At 67.4% G+C, this 14,162-nt stretch carries 13 protein-coding genes and 1 tRNA gene; 3 read left to right on the top strand and 11 right to left on the bottom strand.

The annotated features are described in order from the left end of the window. Positions 1-40: 40 nt before the first annotated feature. The 10 genes from rpoB to ACYSUO_RS17360 all read right to left on the bottom strand — a co-directional run bounded on the left by rpoB (position 41) and on the right by ACYSUO_RS17360 (position 10,169). Positions 41-3,526 carry a DNA-directed RNA polymerase subunit beta gene (gene rpoB / locus ACYSUO_RS17405; protein WP_461777056.1) on the bottom strand — a complete coding sequence of 1,162 codons (3,486 nt, stop codon included), beginning with the start codon at positions 3,524-3,526 and terminating at the stop codon, positions 41-43. Between the two features lie 584 nt (positions 3,527-4,110). Beyond that, a complete protein-coding gene (rplL, locus tag ACYSUO_RS17400; protein ID WP_385755860.1) occupies positions 4,111-4,500 on the bottom strand; it encodes a 50S ribosomal protein L7/L12 in 390 nt (129 codons plus the stop codon). Positions 4,501-4,621: 121 nt separating this feature from the next. Continuing rightward, positions 4,622-5,152, bottom strand: a complete 531-nt coding sequence (gene rplJ / locus ACYSUO_RS17395) for a 50S ribosomal protein L10 (protein WP_461777055.1) — start codon at positions 5,150-5,152, stop codon at positions 4,622-4,624. A gap of 288 nt (positions 5,153-5,440) precedes the next feature. Further along, entirely contained in the window at positions 5,441-6,379 is a 939-nt protein-coding gene (locus tag ACYSUO_RS17390; RefSeq protein WP_461777054.1) for a hypothetical protein, read from the bottom strand. A 74-nt stretch (positions 6,380-6,453) separates the two neighbouring features. Beyond that, positions 6,454-7,152, bottom strand: coding sequence for a LolA-like protein (locus ACYSUO_RS17385; RefSeq protein WP_461777053.1), 699 nt, complete (start codon positions 7,150-7,152; stop codon positions 6,454-6,456). 138 nt (positions 7,153-7,290) lie between these two features. After that, positions 7,291-8,022, bottom strand: a complete 732-nt coding sequence (rplA, locus tag ACYSUO_RS17380) for a 50S ribosomal protein L1 (protein WP_385755853.1) — start codon at positions 8,020-8,022, stop codon at positions 7,291-7,293. 77 nt (positions 8,023-8,099) lie between these two features. Further along, on the bottom strand, positions 8,100-8,534 hold the full coding sequence (gene rplK, locus ACYSUO_RS17375) for a 50S ribosomal protein L11 (RefSeq protein ID WP_040252631.1): 435 nt from the start codon (positions 8,532-8,534) through the stop codon (positions 8,100-8,102). 204 nt (positions 8,535-8,738) lie between these two features. Further along, positions 8,739-9,626 (bottom strand): transcription termination/antitermination protein NusG, encoded by an 888-nt coding sequence (gene nusG / locus ACYSUO_RS17370; RefSeq protein ID WP_461777052.1) that lies wholly within the window; start codon positions 9,624-9,626, stop codon positions 8,739-8,741. A 78-nt stretch (positions 9,627-9,704) separates the two neighbouring features. Further along, the gene (gene secE / locus ACYSUO_RS17365) at positions 9,705-9,989 is read right to left on the bottom strand and encodes a preprotein translocase subunit SecE (protein ID WP_326020884.1); all 285 of its coding nucleotides are present in this window, start codon (positions 9,987-9,989) and stop codon (positions 9,705-9,707) included. A gap of 107 nt (positions 9,990-10,096) precedes the next feature. Then, positions 10,097-10,169 (bottom strand) — tRNA-Trp (locus ACYSUO_RS17360). 203 nt (positions 10,170-10,372) lie between these two features. Here ACYSUO_RS17360 and ACYSUO_RS17355 point away from each other — a divergent pair. Together ACYSUO_RS17355 and ACYSUO_RS17350 are read left to right on the top strand one after the other, a co-directional pair. Beyond that, positions 10,373-11,620 (top strand): pyridoxal phosphate-dependent aminotransferase, encoded by a 1,248-nt coding sequence (locus ACYSUO_RS17355; RefSeq protein ID WP_461777051.1) that lies wholly within the window; start codon positions 10,373-10,375, stop codon positions 11,618-11,620. Positions 11,621-11,746: 126 nt separating this feature from the next. After that, a complete protein-coding gene (locus tag ACYSUO_RS17350; RefSeq protein WP_461777050.1) occupies positions 11,747-12,769 on the top strand; it encodes an adenosine deaminase in 1,023 nt (340 codons plus the stop codon). Between the two features lie 28 nt (positions 12,770-12,797). Here ACYSUO_RS17350 and ACYSUO_RS17345 read toward each other — a convergent pair whose 3' ends face one another. Next, positions 12,798-13,412 (bottom strand): TetR/AcrR family transcriptional regulator, encoded by a 615-nt coding sequence (locus ACYSUO_RS17345; RefSeq protein WP_461777049.1) that lies wholly within the window; start codon positions 13,410-13,412, stop codon positions 12,798-12,800. 108 nt (positions 13,413-13,520) lie between these two features. Here ACYSUO_RS17345 and ACYSUO_RS17340 point away from each other — a divergent pair, with 108 nt between their 5' ends. Then, a complete protein-coding gene (locus ACYSUO_RS17340) occupies positions 13,521-14,153 on the top strand; it encodes an NAD(P)-dependent oxidoreductase (RefSeq protein WP_461777048.1) in 633 nt (210 codons plus the stop codon). Positions 14,154-14,162: the final 9 nt, after the last annotated feature.

Here is a 14,162-nt window from a genome sequence, read left to right as displayed (position 1 = left end):
TCGGCAGGGGCCCAGTGGCTGGGCCCCTGCCGGACTCCCGTCAGACCTCTTCGACGCTGCTCGGCTCGCGCCGGGACAGGTCGATGCCGAGCTCCTCCGCTGCGCGGAAGACGTCCTCGTCGGTGTCGCGCATCTCGATGGACATGCCGTCCGAGGACAGCACCTCCACGTTGAGGCACAGGGACTGCATTTCCTTGATGAGCACCTTGAAGGACTCGGGAATGCCGGGCTCGGGGATGTTCTCGCCCTTGACGATGGCCTCGTAGACCTTCACGCGGCCGGTGACGTCGTCGGACTTGATCGTCAGCAGCTCCTGGAGGGCGTAAGCGGCGCCATAAGCCTCAAGCGCCCACACCTCCATCTCACCGAAGCGCTGGCCACCGAACTGAGCCTTACCACCCAGCGGCTGCTGGGTGATCATCGAGTACGGACCGGTCGAACGGGCGTGCAGCTTGTCGTCGACCAGGTGGTGCAGCTTGAGGATGTACATGTACCCGACCGAGATCGGGTCCGGGAACGGCTCACCGGAGCGGCCGTCGAACAGCCTCGCCTTGCCGGACGGGAGGACCATGCGGTCACCGTCGCGGTTCGGCCGGGCGTTCTCGAGCAGGCCCGCGAGCTCGTCCTCACGCGCACCGTCGAAGACCGGGGTCGCGACGTTCGTACGCGGCTCGACCTGGTCGGCGCCGATCGCCTGCAGGCTCTTGGCCCACTGGTCGCTCAGACCGGAGACGTCCCAGCCCTGGCTGGCGAGCCAGCCGAGGTGGATCTCCAGAACCTGTCCCGGGTTCATTCGGGACGGCACACCCAGCGGGTTGAGGATGATGTCGACCGGGGTGCCGTCCTCCAGGAACGGCATGTCCTCGATCGGGTTGATCTTCGAGATGACGCCCTTGTTGCCGTGACGGCCGGCGAGCTTGTCACCATCGGTGATCTTGCGCTTCTGGGCCACGTAGACACGAACCAGCTGGTTCACGCCCGGCGGCAGCTCGTCGCCCTCTTCGCGGTCGAAGACGCGGACGCCGATGACCTTGCCGATCTCACCGTGCGGCACCTTCAGCGAGGTGTCGCGCACCTCGCGCGCCTTCTCACCGAAGATCGCGCGGAGCAGGCGCTCCTCCGGCGTCAGCTCGGTCTCACCCTTGGGCGTGACCTTGCCGACGAGGATGTCGCCGGCGACGACCTCGGCACCGATACGGATGATGCCGCGCTCGTCGAGGTCGGCGAGGACCTCCTCGGAGACGTTCGGGATGTCCCGGGTGATCTCCTCCGGGCCGAGCTTGGTGTCACGGGCGTCGACCTCGTGCTCCTCGATGTGGATCGAGGAGAGGACGTCGTCCTGCACGAGGCGCTGCGACAGGATGATCGCGTCCTCGTAGTTGTGACCCTCCCACGGCATGAACGCCACGAGCAGGTTCTTGCCGAGGGCCATCTCGCCCTCTTCGGTCGCGGGACCGTCGGCCAGGACCTGGCCGGTGATGATCCGCGCGCCCTCGTCCACGACGACCTTCTGGTTGACAGAAGTGCCCTGGTTCGAGCGGGAGAACTTGTGCAGGCGGTACGTGCTGTACGTGCCGTCGTCGTTGGCGGTGGTGATGTAGTCCGCGGAGACCTCCTGGACCACACCGTCCTTGTCGGCCTTGAGCACGTCGCCGGCGTCGGTGGCGCAGCGGTACTCCATGCCGGTGCCGACGAGCGGCGCCTCGGACTTAATCAGCGGCACGGCCTGACGCATCATGTTCGCGCCCATGAGGGCACGGTTGGCGTCGTCGTGCTCGAGGAACGGGATCATCGCGGTCGCGACCGACACCATCTGGCGCGGCGAGACGTCCATGTAGTCGACGTCCGTGCCGGGCACGTAGTCGACCTCTCCGCCACGACGGCGGACCAGGACGCGGGCCTCGGCGAAGGTCAGCTCCTCCGTCAGCGGCGCGTTGGCCTGCGCGATGACGAAGCGGTCCTCCTCGTCGGCCGTCAGGTAGTCGACGTCGTCGGTGACGACGCCCTCGACGACCTTGCGGTACGGCGTCTCGATGAAGCCGAAGGGGTTGATCCGGCCGTACGAGGCGAGCGAGCCGATCAGACCAATGTTCGGGCCTTCAGGGGTCTCGATCGGGCACATGCGGCCGTAGTGCGAGGGGTGCACGTCTCGGACCTCGAAGCCCGCCCGCTCACGGGACAGACCACCCGGGCCGAGGGCGTTCAGACGACGCTTGTGCGTCAGCCCCGACAGCGGGTTGTTCTGGTCCATGAACTGGGACAGCTGCGAAGTACCGAAGAACTCCTTGATCGACGCCACGACCGGGCGAATGTTGATCAGGGTCTGCGGCGTGATCGCCTCGACGTCCTGGGTCGTCATGCGCTCACGCACGACGCGCTCCATACGGGCGAGACCCGTACGGACCTGGTTCTGGATGAGCTCGCCGACGTTACGGATACGACGGTTGCCGAAGTGGTCGATGTCGTCGGTCTCGACGACGATCTCCCGGCCCGACTCGCCCACCGTCTCCGTCTCGCCCGCGTGCAGCTTCACGAGGTACTTGATGGAGGCGATGATGTCGTCGGTCGTGAGCACGCCGGCGTCCAGCGGCTCCTCGGCACCGAGCTTCTTGTTCACCTTGTAGCGGCCGACCTTCGCGAGGTCGTAGCGCTTCGGGTTGAAGTAGAGGTTCTCGAGCAGCGTCTGCGCGGCCTCACGCGTGGGCGGCTCGCCCGGACGGAGCTTGCGGTAGATGTCGAGCAGCGCGTCGTCCTGGCCCTGGGTGTGGTCCTTCTCCAGGGTGGCGCGCATGGACTCGTACTCGCCGAACTCCTCGAGGATCTGCTCGGTCGTCCAACCGAGAGCCTTCAGGAGAACGGTGACGGACTGCTTGCGCTTGCGGTCGATGCGCACACCGACCATGTCGCGCTTGTCGATCTCCATCTCCAGCCAGGCACCCCGGGACGGGATGATCTTGGCGGAGAAGATGTCCTTGTCGGACGTCTTGTCGATGGAGGAGTCGAAGTAGACACCCGGCGAGCGGACCAGCTGGGAGACAACGACACGCTCGGTGCCGTTGATGACGAAGGTGCCCTTGTTGGTCATGAGCGGGAAGTCGCCCATGAAGACCGTCTGGGACTTGATCTCGCCGGTCTCGTTGTTGGTGAACTCGGCGGTGACGAAGAGCGGGGCCGCGTACGTGAAGTCGCGCTCCTTGCACTCGTCGATCGAGTTCTTCGGCGGTTCGAAGCGGTGGTCGCGGAACGTCAGGGACATCGACCCGGAGAAGTCCTCGATCGGGGAGATCTCCTCGAAGATCTCCTCCAGACCGGACTTCCTGGGGACGTCCTGACCCGACTCGAGAGCCGCCTCGACCCGACTCTGCCAAGCGGTGTTTCCGAGCAGCCAGTCAAAGCTCTCGGTTTGCAGCGCGAGCAGGTTCGGGACCTCGAGGGGCTCCCTGATCTTTGCAAAGGAGATGCGCAGCGGGGCGGTGCTGGCGCCGTTGTTCGTATTCGCGATCGAGGCGTTGCGCGAGGCGGCCAAGAGGGGGTCCTTCCGAGGGCTCGGACTCACTACGCGCGTACCGGTCCCAAGCCATACACGGGACAGAGCCCCTGATCTGACATATGGCCAGGTCAGAGCCGGTTCAATCCACAGTGCTGAGGCGAGGGCATGCCCCTGGTGACGGGCAGGGAGCAGCTAACAGGCAGCGCAAAGGGACAGTGTAGCCAGAAGGCCCACTGATGTCCAGTGCGGGTTTTTTGAGACCCTCGTTGTTCTCATCCGTTCACCGTCTGCGGCGTTCCCTGTGCGCTGAGCGCACATCCTTACTGCCCTCTTCGCCGTCGATCCATGCCTCGGATCCGGATCGTTGTGACGACGCGTCCTGAGAATTGCGCGCTGCGTGCTGTTCGTCAAGGCCCCCTCTTGGCCGAACAGGGGTGGCGCCAGGCACAACGAAGATCACCATACTCTGCACGTCCGACAGCGCAAGGCACCCTCGGCCTGCGATCCGGACAACGCCGAAGGGCGACCACCCAGTTGGGTGATCGCCCTTCGGTACCTCGGCGTTACAGCTCCCGAGGGAGCAATTTCACCGGAGAGGAGTCGACAGACTCGAAGAGGTCTTACTTGACCTCGACGGCCGCGCCGGCGCCCTCGAGCTGCTCCTTGGCCTTCTCGGCAGCGTCCTTGGCGACCTTCTCGAGGACCGGCTTCGGGGTGCCGTCGACGAGGTCCTTGGCCTCCTTGAGGCCCAGGGAGGTGAGCTCGCGCACGACCTTGATGACCTGGATCTTCTTGTCACCGGCGCCGGTGAGGATGACGTCGAACTCGTCCTGCTCCTCGGCGGCCTCGGCGGCGGCGCCACCAGCGGCACCACCGGCGACGACGACCGGGGCGGCGGCGGCAGCCTCGACGTCGAACTTGTCCTCGAAGGCCTTCACGAACTCGGAGAGCTCGATGAGGGTCATCTCCTCGAACTGCGCAAGCAGCTCGTCCTGGGTGAGCTTCGCCATGATGGCGGTCCTTCCACTAAATCGGCAGGTGCCGGATGTACTGGGTGAGGCGGGCGTACGTTCGGGCCCGCTGCGATCCCTGCCGCCCGATCAGGCGGCGAGGATCAAAAAGCGAGCCGAGTTACTCGGCACCGCCCTGCTCGTCCTGCTTGGCACGGAGCGCGTCCACGGTGCGGACGAGCTTCGTCGGCAGCGCGTTGAAGACGGAGGCAGCCTGCGACTGCTTCGCCTTGAAGGCACCGGCCAGCTTGGACAGCAGAACCTCGCGGGACTCGAGGTCCGCAAGCTTCTTGATCTCGTCGGCGGACAGCGCCTTGCCGTCAAGGACACCGCCCTTGATGACGAGATTCGGGTTCTCCTTGGCGAAGTCACGAAGACCCTTGGCCGACTCCACCGGGTCACCGGTGACGAAGGCAACCGCCGTCGGACCGTTGAACAGGTCGTCCAGCGTGTTGATCCCGGCCTCGTTGGCCGCGATCTTGGTCAGCGTGTTCTTCACCACGGCGTACTCGGAGTTCTCACCGAGCGAACGGCGCAGCTGCTTGAGCTGGGCCACGGTGAGACCCCGGTACTCGGTCAGCACAGCGGCGCTCGAGCTGCGGAACTTGTCCGTGAGCTCGGCTACCGCGGCAGCCTTGTCGGGCGTCGGCATAGAGCGTCAGCCTCCTTCCGGGTGATGAGGACCGCTCGCAAGGAGGCTGGGGAAAACGAAACGCCCCGGCGCAGGCGCACGGGGCGTGAGCTCGACCGGATTCCCCGAAGGGGTTCCAGGAGCACTTCCACGGTCACCTGCGCGGGTCGTCCGCAGTTTCAGCGGATCCTTCGGCCACCGAACCCTCTTGCGAGCGCACGGCAACGACCAGCGGTCTTTGGCTTCTGTGGAAGGTTACGTGAAAGAGAGCGTGTCGAGCAAATCCGCTCAGACGCCGCGGTCGACCCCCTACGAGGCAGAACCGGCGCTGCTGCCGGCGCCGCCGGAGGCTCCGCCGAGCTCCTTGAGCATCTTCATCATGTCGAAGGTCTGGCTCGCGGGCGGCACATCGGCCTTCACCGCGGCGCCGTAGTCGGAGAACTTCTCCGACATCTTGATGGCGCCCTGCGAGCTGTCCATCGTGACGTCGAGCCGGACCGGCAGGTCGTCCTTGTTGATCCACAGCTCGGTGTCGTAGGTCTTGATACCGGCCTTCTTGACGTTCTTGAGCAGCTGGTCGCGCTCGGACTTGCCGAGGACCTTCAGCGAGTCGTTCTTCGCCAGCATCTCGTCGACCGTCAGCTTGCCCTTGTAGTGCTCCGTCTCGGCGCCGTCCACCGTGGCCGAACCGAGGTGCTTCAGGTTGGGCGAGTCCAGCAGGACGGCGATCTGCTGGGCCGGGTCCTGGTTCATGTTGTCCAGGCTGCCGGTCATCTGGCTCGCCAGCTTCTCGTCGCCGGACTTCTTCGCCATGGCGGCGAGGTCCATCTTCATCCAGCGCTTGCCGTCCATGGTCTTGGCCGCGTTGGCGCCCATGTCCATGTACATCACGTTGTCCTGCATGAGCATGCGGATGTTCTTGGGCGCGTCGGAGCCGCCCCCGGAGAGCGCGGCGCCGGACATCGTCATATCCATGACGGTCGGGTCCCAGCCCATGGTGCCGGACATCTTCATGTCGCCGCCGCCCTGGGCAGCCGTCGGCATCTTCATGGTCATCTCGACCTTGGCGGACTTGGCCGCGGAGGTCTTCGTGTACGCGGCCTTGACGGCCTGCGCCACCGACTGGGACCCCGTCCCGGAGGCCTTCTCGCTGCCCTTGTCGTCCCCACCACCGCAGGCGGCGACGGCCGAACACAGCAGTGCTGTGGCAGCGGCGGCGCCGACCACACGTCGTACGGAAACAGTCATCTTGAATCCCACCCCTTGGTGCGTCTCGATCTGTCCGCACGATAGCGGACGGCTCGGACAGCCCGCCCACAGCTTCATCCGGCGCCCGTGACGTCCGCGAAGTCGACGGTGTCCCGTGCTGCCGGGCGTTCGGCCGCCGCCGGGGCGCCGTATTCGCGGTAGTGGACGGTCACCGTGAAGTCGCCCACGTGCTGGGTGCGCCGCACCAGGTGGTGCCGGGCATCGAGCCATACGTCGATGTGCCCGCGGCCGACGGTCCCCCGGTAGTGGGTGGCCCGTGTGCCGCGCACGGCCTCCCGGCCCACCTTGTGGACGTCCTCGGCCCCGATGAGGTCCTTGAGGGCGTCGGCCGGGGTGAGGTCGCTGCGGGTGTCGTAGGGGCGACGGATCCAGTGCCGACCGCCCTGGAGCTCGGCGAACCGGTCGCTCATGCGCGTGTACTGGGCGTCCGGAAGGAAGCGCGTCTGGGACGGGTCACCGCCCAACGCGCGCGTGGAGGCGGCCAGTTCACCGCCGGTGACCCGCACGGTCAGGGTGCCCTCCACGCCGTCCGACCAGCCGAGCGCGCCCGTGCTGCGCGAGGTCAGCCGCTTACCGGTGGCCATCGTCGCGTCGACGCGCGCCGAGCCCGCCGCGACGACCTGCTGCCGGGCCGTGCGCAGCGCCTCGCGTGCTTCGCGCACCTCGCCGGCCCCGTGCTCCGGTATCCCGCCGCAGGCGGTGAGCAGGATGCCCACGGCTGCCGGCGTCACCACGCGCGCGTACCGCAGCATCCACTCCCCCAGTCGGTCACCGCTCGGTCACCGCGAAGCTAGCGCAGCCACCACGCCGTACGGGCCGGAAAAGCGGAACGGGCCCCGCACCTCGAAAGGTGCGGGGCCCGTAGCCGACTTCAGCGAGCCTTATGGGGCTCAGACCGCGGCCGGGTCCTCTTCGACGAGGAGGTTCCGGGTGCGGTTGGAGTCGAGCTGAATGCCGGGGCCCATCGTGGTGCTGATGGCGGCCTTCTTGATGTAGCGACCCTTGGCGGCGGACGGCTTCAGACGGAGGATCTCCTCCAGGGCCGCGCCGTAGTTCTCCACCAGCTTGGCGTCGTCGAAGGACACCTTGCCGATGATGAAGTGCAGGTTCGCGTGCTTGTCGACGCGGAACTCGATCTTGCCGCCCTTGATCTCGGTCACGGCCTTGGCCACGTCCGGGGTCACGGTGCCGGTCTTCGGGTTCGGCATGAGGCCACGCGGACCGAGCACGCGGCCGAGGCGGCCGACCTTGCCCATGAGGTCCGGGGTGGCGACAACGGCGTCGAACTCGTTCAGGCGGTCGCCCTTGGCGATCTCGGCGATGAGCTCGTCGGAGCCGACGATGTCGGCGCCAGCGGCTTCCGCGGCCGCAGCACGGTCACCGGTCGCGAAGACCAGGACCCGGGCGGTCTTACCGGTGCCGTGCGGGAGGTTCACGGTGCCACGGACCATCTGGTCGGCCTTGCGCGGGTCAACGCCCAGGCGGAAGGCGACCTCGACGGTGCCGTCGAACTTCGACGTGGAGGTCTCCTTGGCGAGACGGACGGCCTCGAGCGGGGCGTAGAGCTTGGCCCCGTCGACCTTGGCGTCCGCAGCGCGGAGAGACTTGCTGCGCTTGCTCACTTGCTTCTCCTGAGTTCTAGAGGAGTCGTGGTGCGGGCCGAGCAGGCCCTGCCACGGATGGATCTGTGAGGTGGAGGTCAGCCCTCGACCGTGACGCCCATGGAGCGGGCGGTGCCGGCGATGATCTTGGACGCGGCGTCCAGGTCATTGGCGTTGAGGTCGGGCATCTTGGTGGTGGCGATCTCGCGGACCTGCGCCTCGGTGATCTTGGCGACCTTGGTCTTGTGCGGCTCGCCGGAGCCCTTCTCGACACCAGCGGCCTTGAGGATCATCTTCGCGGCCGGCGGGGTCTTGGTGATGAAGGTGAAGGAACGGTCTTCGTAGACCGTGATCTCCACCGGGATGACCCAACCGCGCTGCGACTCGGTCGCGGCGTTGTAGGCCTTGCAGAACTCCATGATGTTCACGCCGTGCTGGCCCAGCGCGGGGCCGACAGGCGGGGCCGGGTTGGCGGCGCCGGCCTGGATCTGGAGCTTGATAAGCCCCGTGACCTTCTTCTTCTTGGGAGGCATGTGCTCTCTCTCCGGGTCTTAGTGAGAGTGTTCGGCCGCCATCCTGATCAAGGCTGATCGATGATCGTCCAGATCATCCGGATGGAGGCATACCGCACAACGATAACGGGTATCCATGCGCGGCTAAAAACCGAGCAGGTCAGACAGGCTTTGGGGCCCGTCTGACCTGTTCGGAAGCGTGTGCCCAGAAGGCGCCGGAAAGGGCTAGTTCTTCTGGATCTGGTCGAAGCTCAGCTCGACCGGGGTCTCGCGACCGAAGATCTCGACGAGGCCCTTGACCTTCTTCGAGTCGGCGTTGATCTCGTTGATCGTCGCCTGCAGCGTCGCGAACGGGCCGTCGGTGACGGTGACCGAGTCGCCGACCTCGAAGTCCAGGACCTGGACCTCGACCTTGCGCTGCGGCGCCGGCTTGCCCTCGGACTCGGCAGCCTCGCGGGCGGCCTTCTCCTCGGCCTCCGGGGCGAGCATCTTGACGATCTCGTCCAGGGTCAGCGGGTACGGGTCGTAGGCGTTGCCCACGAAGCCGGTGACGCCGGGCGTGTTACGGACGACGCCCCAGGACTCGTTCGTCAGATCCATGCGGACGAGAACGTAACCGGGCAGCTTGTTCTGCCGGACGTTCTTGCGCTCGCCGTTCTTGATCTGGACGATCTCTTCCTCGGGGACCTCGGCCTGGTAGATGAACTCCTCGACGTTGAGCGAGACGGCGCGCTGCTCCAGGTTCGCCTTCACGCGCTTCTCGTAGCCCGCGTAGGTGTGGATCACGTACCAGTCGCCGGGCAGGAACCGCAGCTCCTCGCGGAGCGCGGCGATCGGGTCGACCGGCTCCTCCTCGACGGCTTCCTCGGCCTCAGCCTCGGCGTCGGCCTCCTCGGCCTCGGCCGGGGCGTCCTCCGCCTGGGCTTCCTCGACGGCCTCGGCGTCGGCGTCCACCACGGTCTCGACCGCGGCTTCCTCGGCGGGCTCGCCGGCAGCGATGTCGGCAGCCTCTGCCTGGTCCGGGTCCTCGGCGTCCGCCGCCTCGACGATGTCGAGCTCGTCCTCAGCGGACTCGACCGGCTCGATCGCCTCGTTCAGGTTCGGGTCAGACACTGTGGCTGCTTCTTCCTGGATACATAGGGGTGGAACGCGCGAAAGGGGCGCCGGACTCGGCGCCCTCCGCTTTTCGGCTCAGCCGAATACGTACTTGACAAGGTGGTTGAAGCCATAGTCAATCACGGTGACAAGACCGATCATGATGACGACGAACACAATCACCACTGTGGTGTACGTCGAAAGCTGACTGCGAGTCGGCCAGACGACCTTGCGGAGTTCCGCGACGATCTGGCGGTAGAAGAGCGCGAGACGGCCGAAGGGGCCCTTCTTTCCGCGCTTGCCACCCTTGCGGGCCTTCTTGGACTCCAGTGCTTCGTCCTGGGCATCAGGCTTGTCGATGGAGCCCACGGCGTCCGTCACTCGTCCTCACCTGATTCCGGGTCGTGGCCGTGCCGCGCCCGGTGGAGCCGCACGGCGGTGCAATGCAGTACGTACATGCGCACACATCCTGGCGAAGGAGTGTGTAGCAGGGCCGGAGGGACTTGAACCCCCAACCGCTGGTTTTGGAGACCAGTGCTCTACCAATTGAGCTACGACCCTTTGTCTCCCCCAACGTACCGCATCCACCCGGACGCACGGAGTGCGGTTCGGAAGGCGCGGCCGTTGAAGGCCAACGAGCAGTGAGTGTACGTGTTCCGGAGCCCTCCGTCGAACGAGCAACATCCGCAAGTGGATCAAGAGCGGATCCCATGGTCTTCGAAACCCGTGTGCCGGGCGGGTTTCCGGTCTGGAACGATGGGGTCATGAGCGCTGCAACTCCTTCTCCGTCCGCAGGTTCCTCTCCCACCGAGCGTCGGGTGTCGGCCCGGGTCGGTTCGATCTCCGAGTCCGCGACCCTCGCCGTCGACGCCAAGGCCAAGGCCCTCAAGGCCGCCGGGCGCCCAGTGATCGGCTTCGGCGCCGGTGAACCCGACTTCCCGACGCCGGACTACGTGGTCGAGGCGGCCATCGAGGCCTGCAAGAACCCGAAGTTCCACCGCTACACCCCGGCCGGCGGTCTGCCCGAGCTGAAGGCCGCGATCGCCGCGAAGACGCTGCGCGACTCCGGCTACGAGGTCGACGCCTCGCAGATCCTGGTGACCAACGGCGGCAAGCAGGCCATCTACGAGGCGTTCGCCGCCATCCTCGACCCGGGCGACGAGGTCATCGTCCCGGCCCCGTACTGGACCACCTACCCGGAGTCGATCCGCCTCGCGGGCGGTGTGCCGGTGGAGGTCGTCGCCGACGAGACGACCGGCTACCGCGTCTCCGTGGAGCAGCTGGAGGCCGCGCGCACCGAGCGCACGAAGGTCGTGCTGTTCGTGTCGCCGTCGAACCCGACGGGCGCCGTGTACAGCGAGGCCGACGCGGAGGCCATCGGCCGCTGGGCCGTGGAGCACGGCCTGTGGGTGATGACGGACGAGATCTACGAGCACCTCGTATACGGAGACGCGAAGTTCACGTCGCTGCCGGCGCTCCTTCCGGAGCTGCGCGACAAGTGCATCGTGGTCAACGGTGTCGCGAAGACGTACGCGATGACCGGCTGGCGCGTCGGGTGGATCGTCGGCCCGAAGGACGTGGTGAAGGCCGCGACGAACCTTCAGTCGCACGCCACCTCGAACGTCTCCAACGTGGCGCAGGCGGCCGCGCTCGCCGCCGTGTCCGGCGACCTGACGGCCGTGGAGAAGATGCGCGGGGCCTTCGACCGGCGTCGTAAGACGATCGTGCGGATGCTCAACGAGATCGACGGCTTCGTCTGCCCGGAGCCCGAGGGTGCCTTCTACGCGTACCCGTCGGTGAAGGGCCTGCTGGGCAAGGAGATCCGCGGCAAGCGCCCGCAGGACAGCGTCGAGCTGGCCGCGCTCATCCTGGAGGAGGCCGAGGTCGCGGTGGTTCCGGGCGAGGCCTTCGGCACGCCGGGTTACCTGCGGCTCTCGTACGCGCTCGGTGACGAGGACCTCGTCGAGGGCGTTTCGCGCATCCAGAAGCTGCTCGCCGAGGCGCGCGACTGAGCTTCTACGTAAGCGTGTGCAAGCGGGCCGTCTCCCTACGGAGGCGGCCCGCTTGTTCGTTCGGACGGGTCCCCGAAGGTGGAAAGGCGCTACCGGTACGACAGGTGTGTACGGCAGGATCTTGGGATGGAGCGTGTAGGACGTGATGTACGTCAGTTGCCGAAGGCCCACCTGCATCTGCACTTCACCGGGTCGATGCGGCCCACGACCCTGCTGGAACTCGCCGACAAGTACGGAGTGCGGCTCCCGGACGCGCTGACCGGGGCCGAGCCGCCGAAGCTGCGGGCCACGGACGAGCGGGGCTGGTTCCGCTTCCAGCGGCTCTACGATGCGGCGCGTTCCTGCCTGCGGGCCCCCGAGGACATTCAGCGTCTGGTGCGGGAGGCCGCGGAGGAGGACATCGCGGACGGGTCCGGGTGGCTGGAGATCCAGGTCGATCCGACGTCGTACGCGCCGCGCCTTGGGGGCCTGATCCCGGCCCTGGAGGTCATCCTCGACGCCGTCGACAGCGCCTCGCGGGAGACCGGGCTCGGGATGCGGGTCCTCGTCGCCGCGAACCGTATGAAGCACCCGCTGGACGCCCGTACGCTGGCGCGGCTCGCGGTGCGGTACGCGGACCGGGGCATCGTCGGTTTCGGGCTCTCCAACGACGAACGGCGGGGCATGGCGCGGGACTTCGACCGGGCCTTCCACATCGCGCGCGAGGGCGGGCTGCTCTCGGCGCCGCACGGGGGCGAGCTGACCGGGCCCTCGTCCGTGCGCGACTGCCTCGACGACCTGGACGCCACGCGGGTCGGCCACGGCGTGCGGGCCGCCGAGGATCCGCGGCTGCTGAAGCGCCTCGCGGACGGGGGCGTGACCTGCGAGGTGTGCCCGGCCTCGAACGTCGCGCTCGGCGTCTACGAGAAGCCCGAGGACGTGCCGCTGCGCACGCTGTACGAGGCCGGGGTGCCGATGGCGCTGGGCGCCGACGACCCGCTCCTGTTCGGCTCGCGGCTCGCCGCCCAGTACGACATCGCGCGTCGCCACCACGGCTTCTCCGACGCCGAACTGGCCGAGCTGGCGCGGCAGTCGGTGCGCGGCTCAGCGGCCCCCGAGGACGTACGGGAGAAGCTTCTGAGCGGCGTGGACGAGTGGCTCGCGGCCTGAGCCGACGGTCGGCCTGTCAGCTGTCGGCTCAGGCGATCCCGCTCAGTAGGGTGCGCGCGATGTGGGCCGCGAACTCGTCCACCGGCTGAGGCGGTCTGCCGTCCGGGGACATCTCGTAGGCGAAGGCTCGCTGGGAGCACGCGCCCAGGAGGAGCGAGGCGGCCGCGTACGTGTCGGCTTCGGCGCTGATGCGTCCGGACTTCTGTTCGGCCCGCAAGTAGGCGTCGAGGCCCTGGATCGGCTTGTGCGGGCCAGTGCCCAGTTCCCGCATCACCTCTTCGTGGCGGCGCTTGAGCTTGGGCTCCGCATACAGGGACGCGGCCATCGGGAACGTCTGCTCATAGAAGAGCGCCGCTTCACGGGCGATCTCGGTGAGGTTCTGCTCGACCGTACGGTCGGCGCCTCCTGCACCTTCCGCGCCTTCCCTGAGGAGTCGACCGAGAAGAGAACCCAGCTTCGGGAGGCGCTCGCCCAGCACCGCCACGAAGAGCTCCTCCTTGTTGGCGAAGTACTTGTAGAGCGCCGCTTCGGAGCAGCCCGCCGCTTTGGCGATCTCCTTGGTGGTCGTCCGGGCGAGACCGATGCTCAGCATGAGTTCGTGGGCCGCTTCGACGATGCGGACACGGGCCGGCTTCTGGTCCATGCGGTCTCCAACCAAGCTTGACGCGGGGGTGAGTACTCACTCACTCTAAAGGTGAATCGAGGTGAGTGAATACTCACCCACCACGCGACGCACACCTGGAGGTACGCCATGAAGCTCACGGTTTTCGGTGCGACGGGCGGGATCGGACAGGAGATCGTCAAGCAGGCCCTGGCGGCCGGGCACGAGGTCACGGCGGTGGTCCGCGACCCCGCGAGGCTCACCGTGTCCGGCGAGCGCCTGGAGGTGGTCCGCGGCGACCTGAAGGATCCCGAGTCGCTGCGCCCCGCGGTCGCGGGCCGGGACGCCGTGCTGTCCGGCCTGGGCGCCCGCAGGCGCGCGGACGCGGGCATCGCCACGGAGCTCACGCGGTCGGTCCTGAAGGCGATGGAGGCGGAGGGCGTGCGCAGGCTGCTGGTGGTCAGCGCGGGACCGGTGGGCCCCGAGCCTGCGGACTCGCCGCTGGTCGACCGCGTGATGCTGAAGATGATCGGCGCGATCCTCAAGGGCGTCTACGTCGATCTGGCCGCCATGGAGGCCGAGTTGGCGCGCAGCGCCACGGACTGGACCTCGGTGCGGCCGCCCCGCCTCCAGGACAAGCCGCTCACCGGTTCGTACCGCACGGTCATCGGCGGCTTCCCGCGTGCGGGCCGCTTCGCCGGCCGCGCGGACGTGGCGCACGCGATGCTGGCGATGGTGGACGACCCGGCGACGGTGAAGCAGGGCGTCGGGGTCGCCTACTAGGGACCGTAG

The sequence above is a fragment of the Streptomyces sp. UC4497 genome (assembly GCF_054871485.1).
The sequence above is the reverse complement of the archived record's forward strand: the minus strand, read 5'-3'. Positions and strand labels throughout refer to the sequence as shown.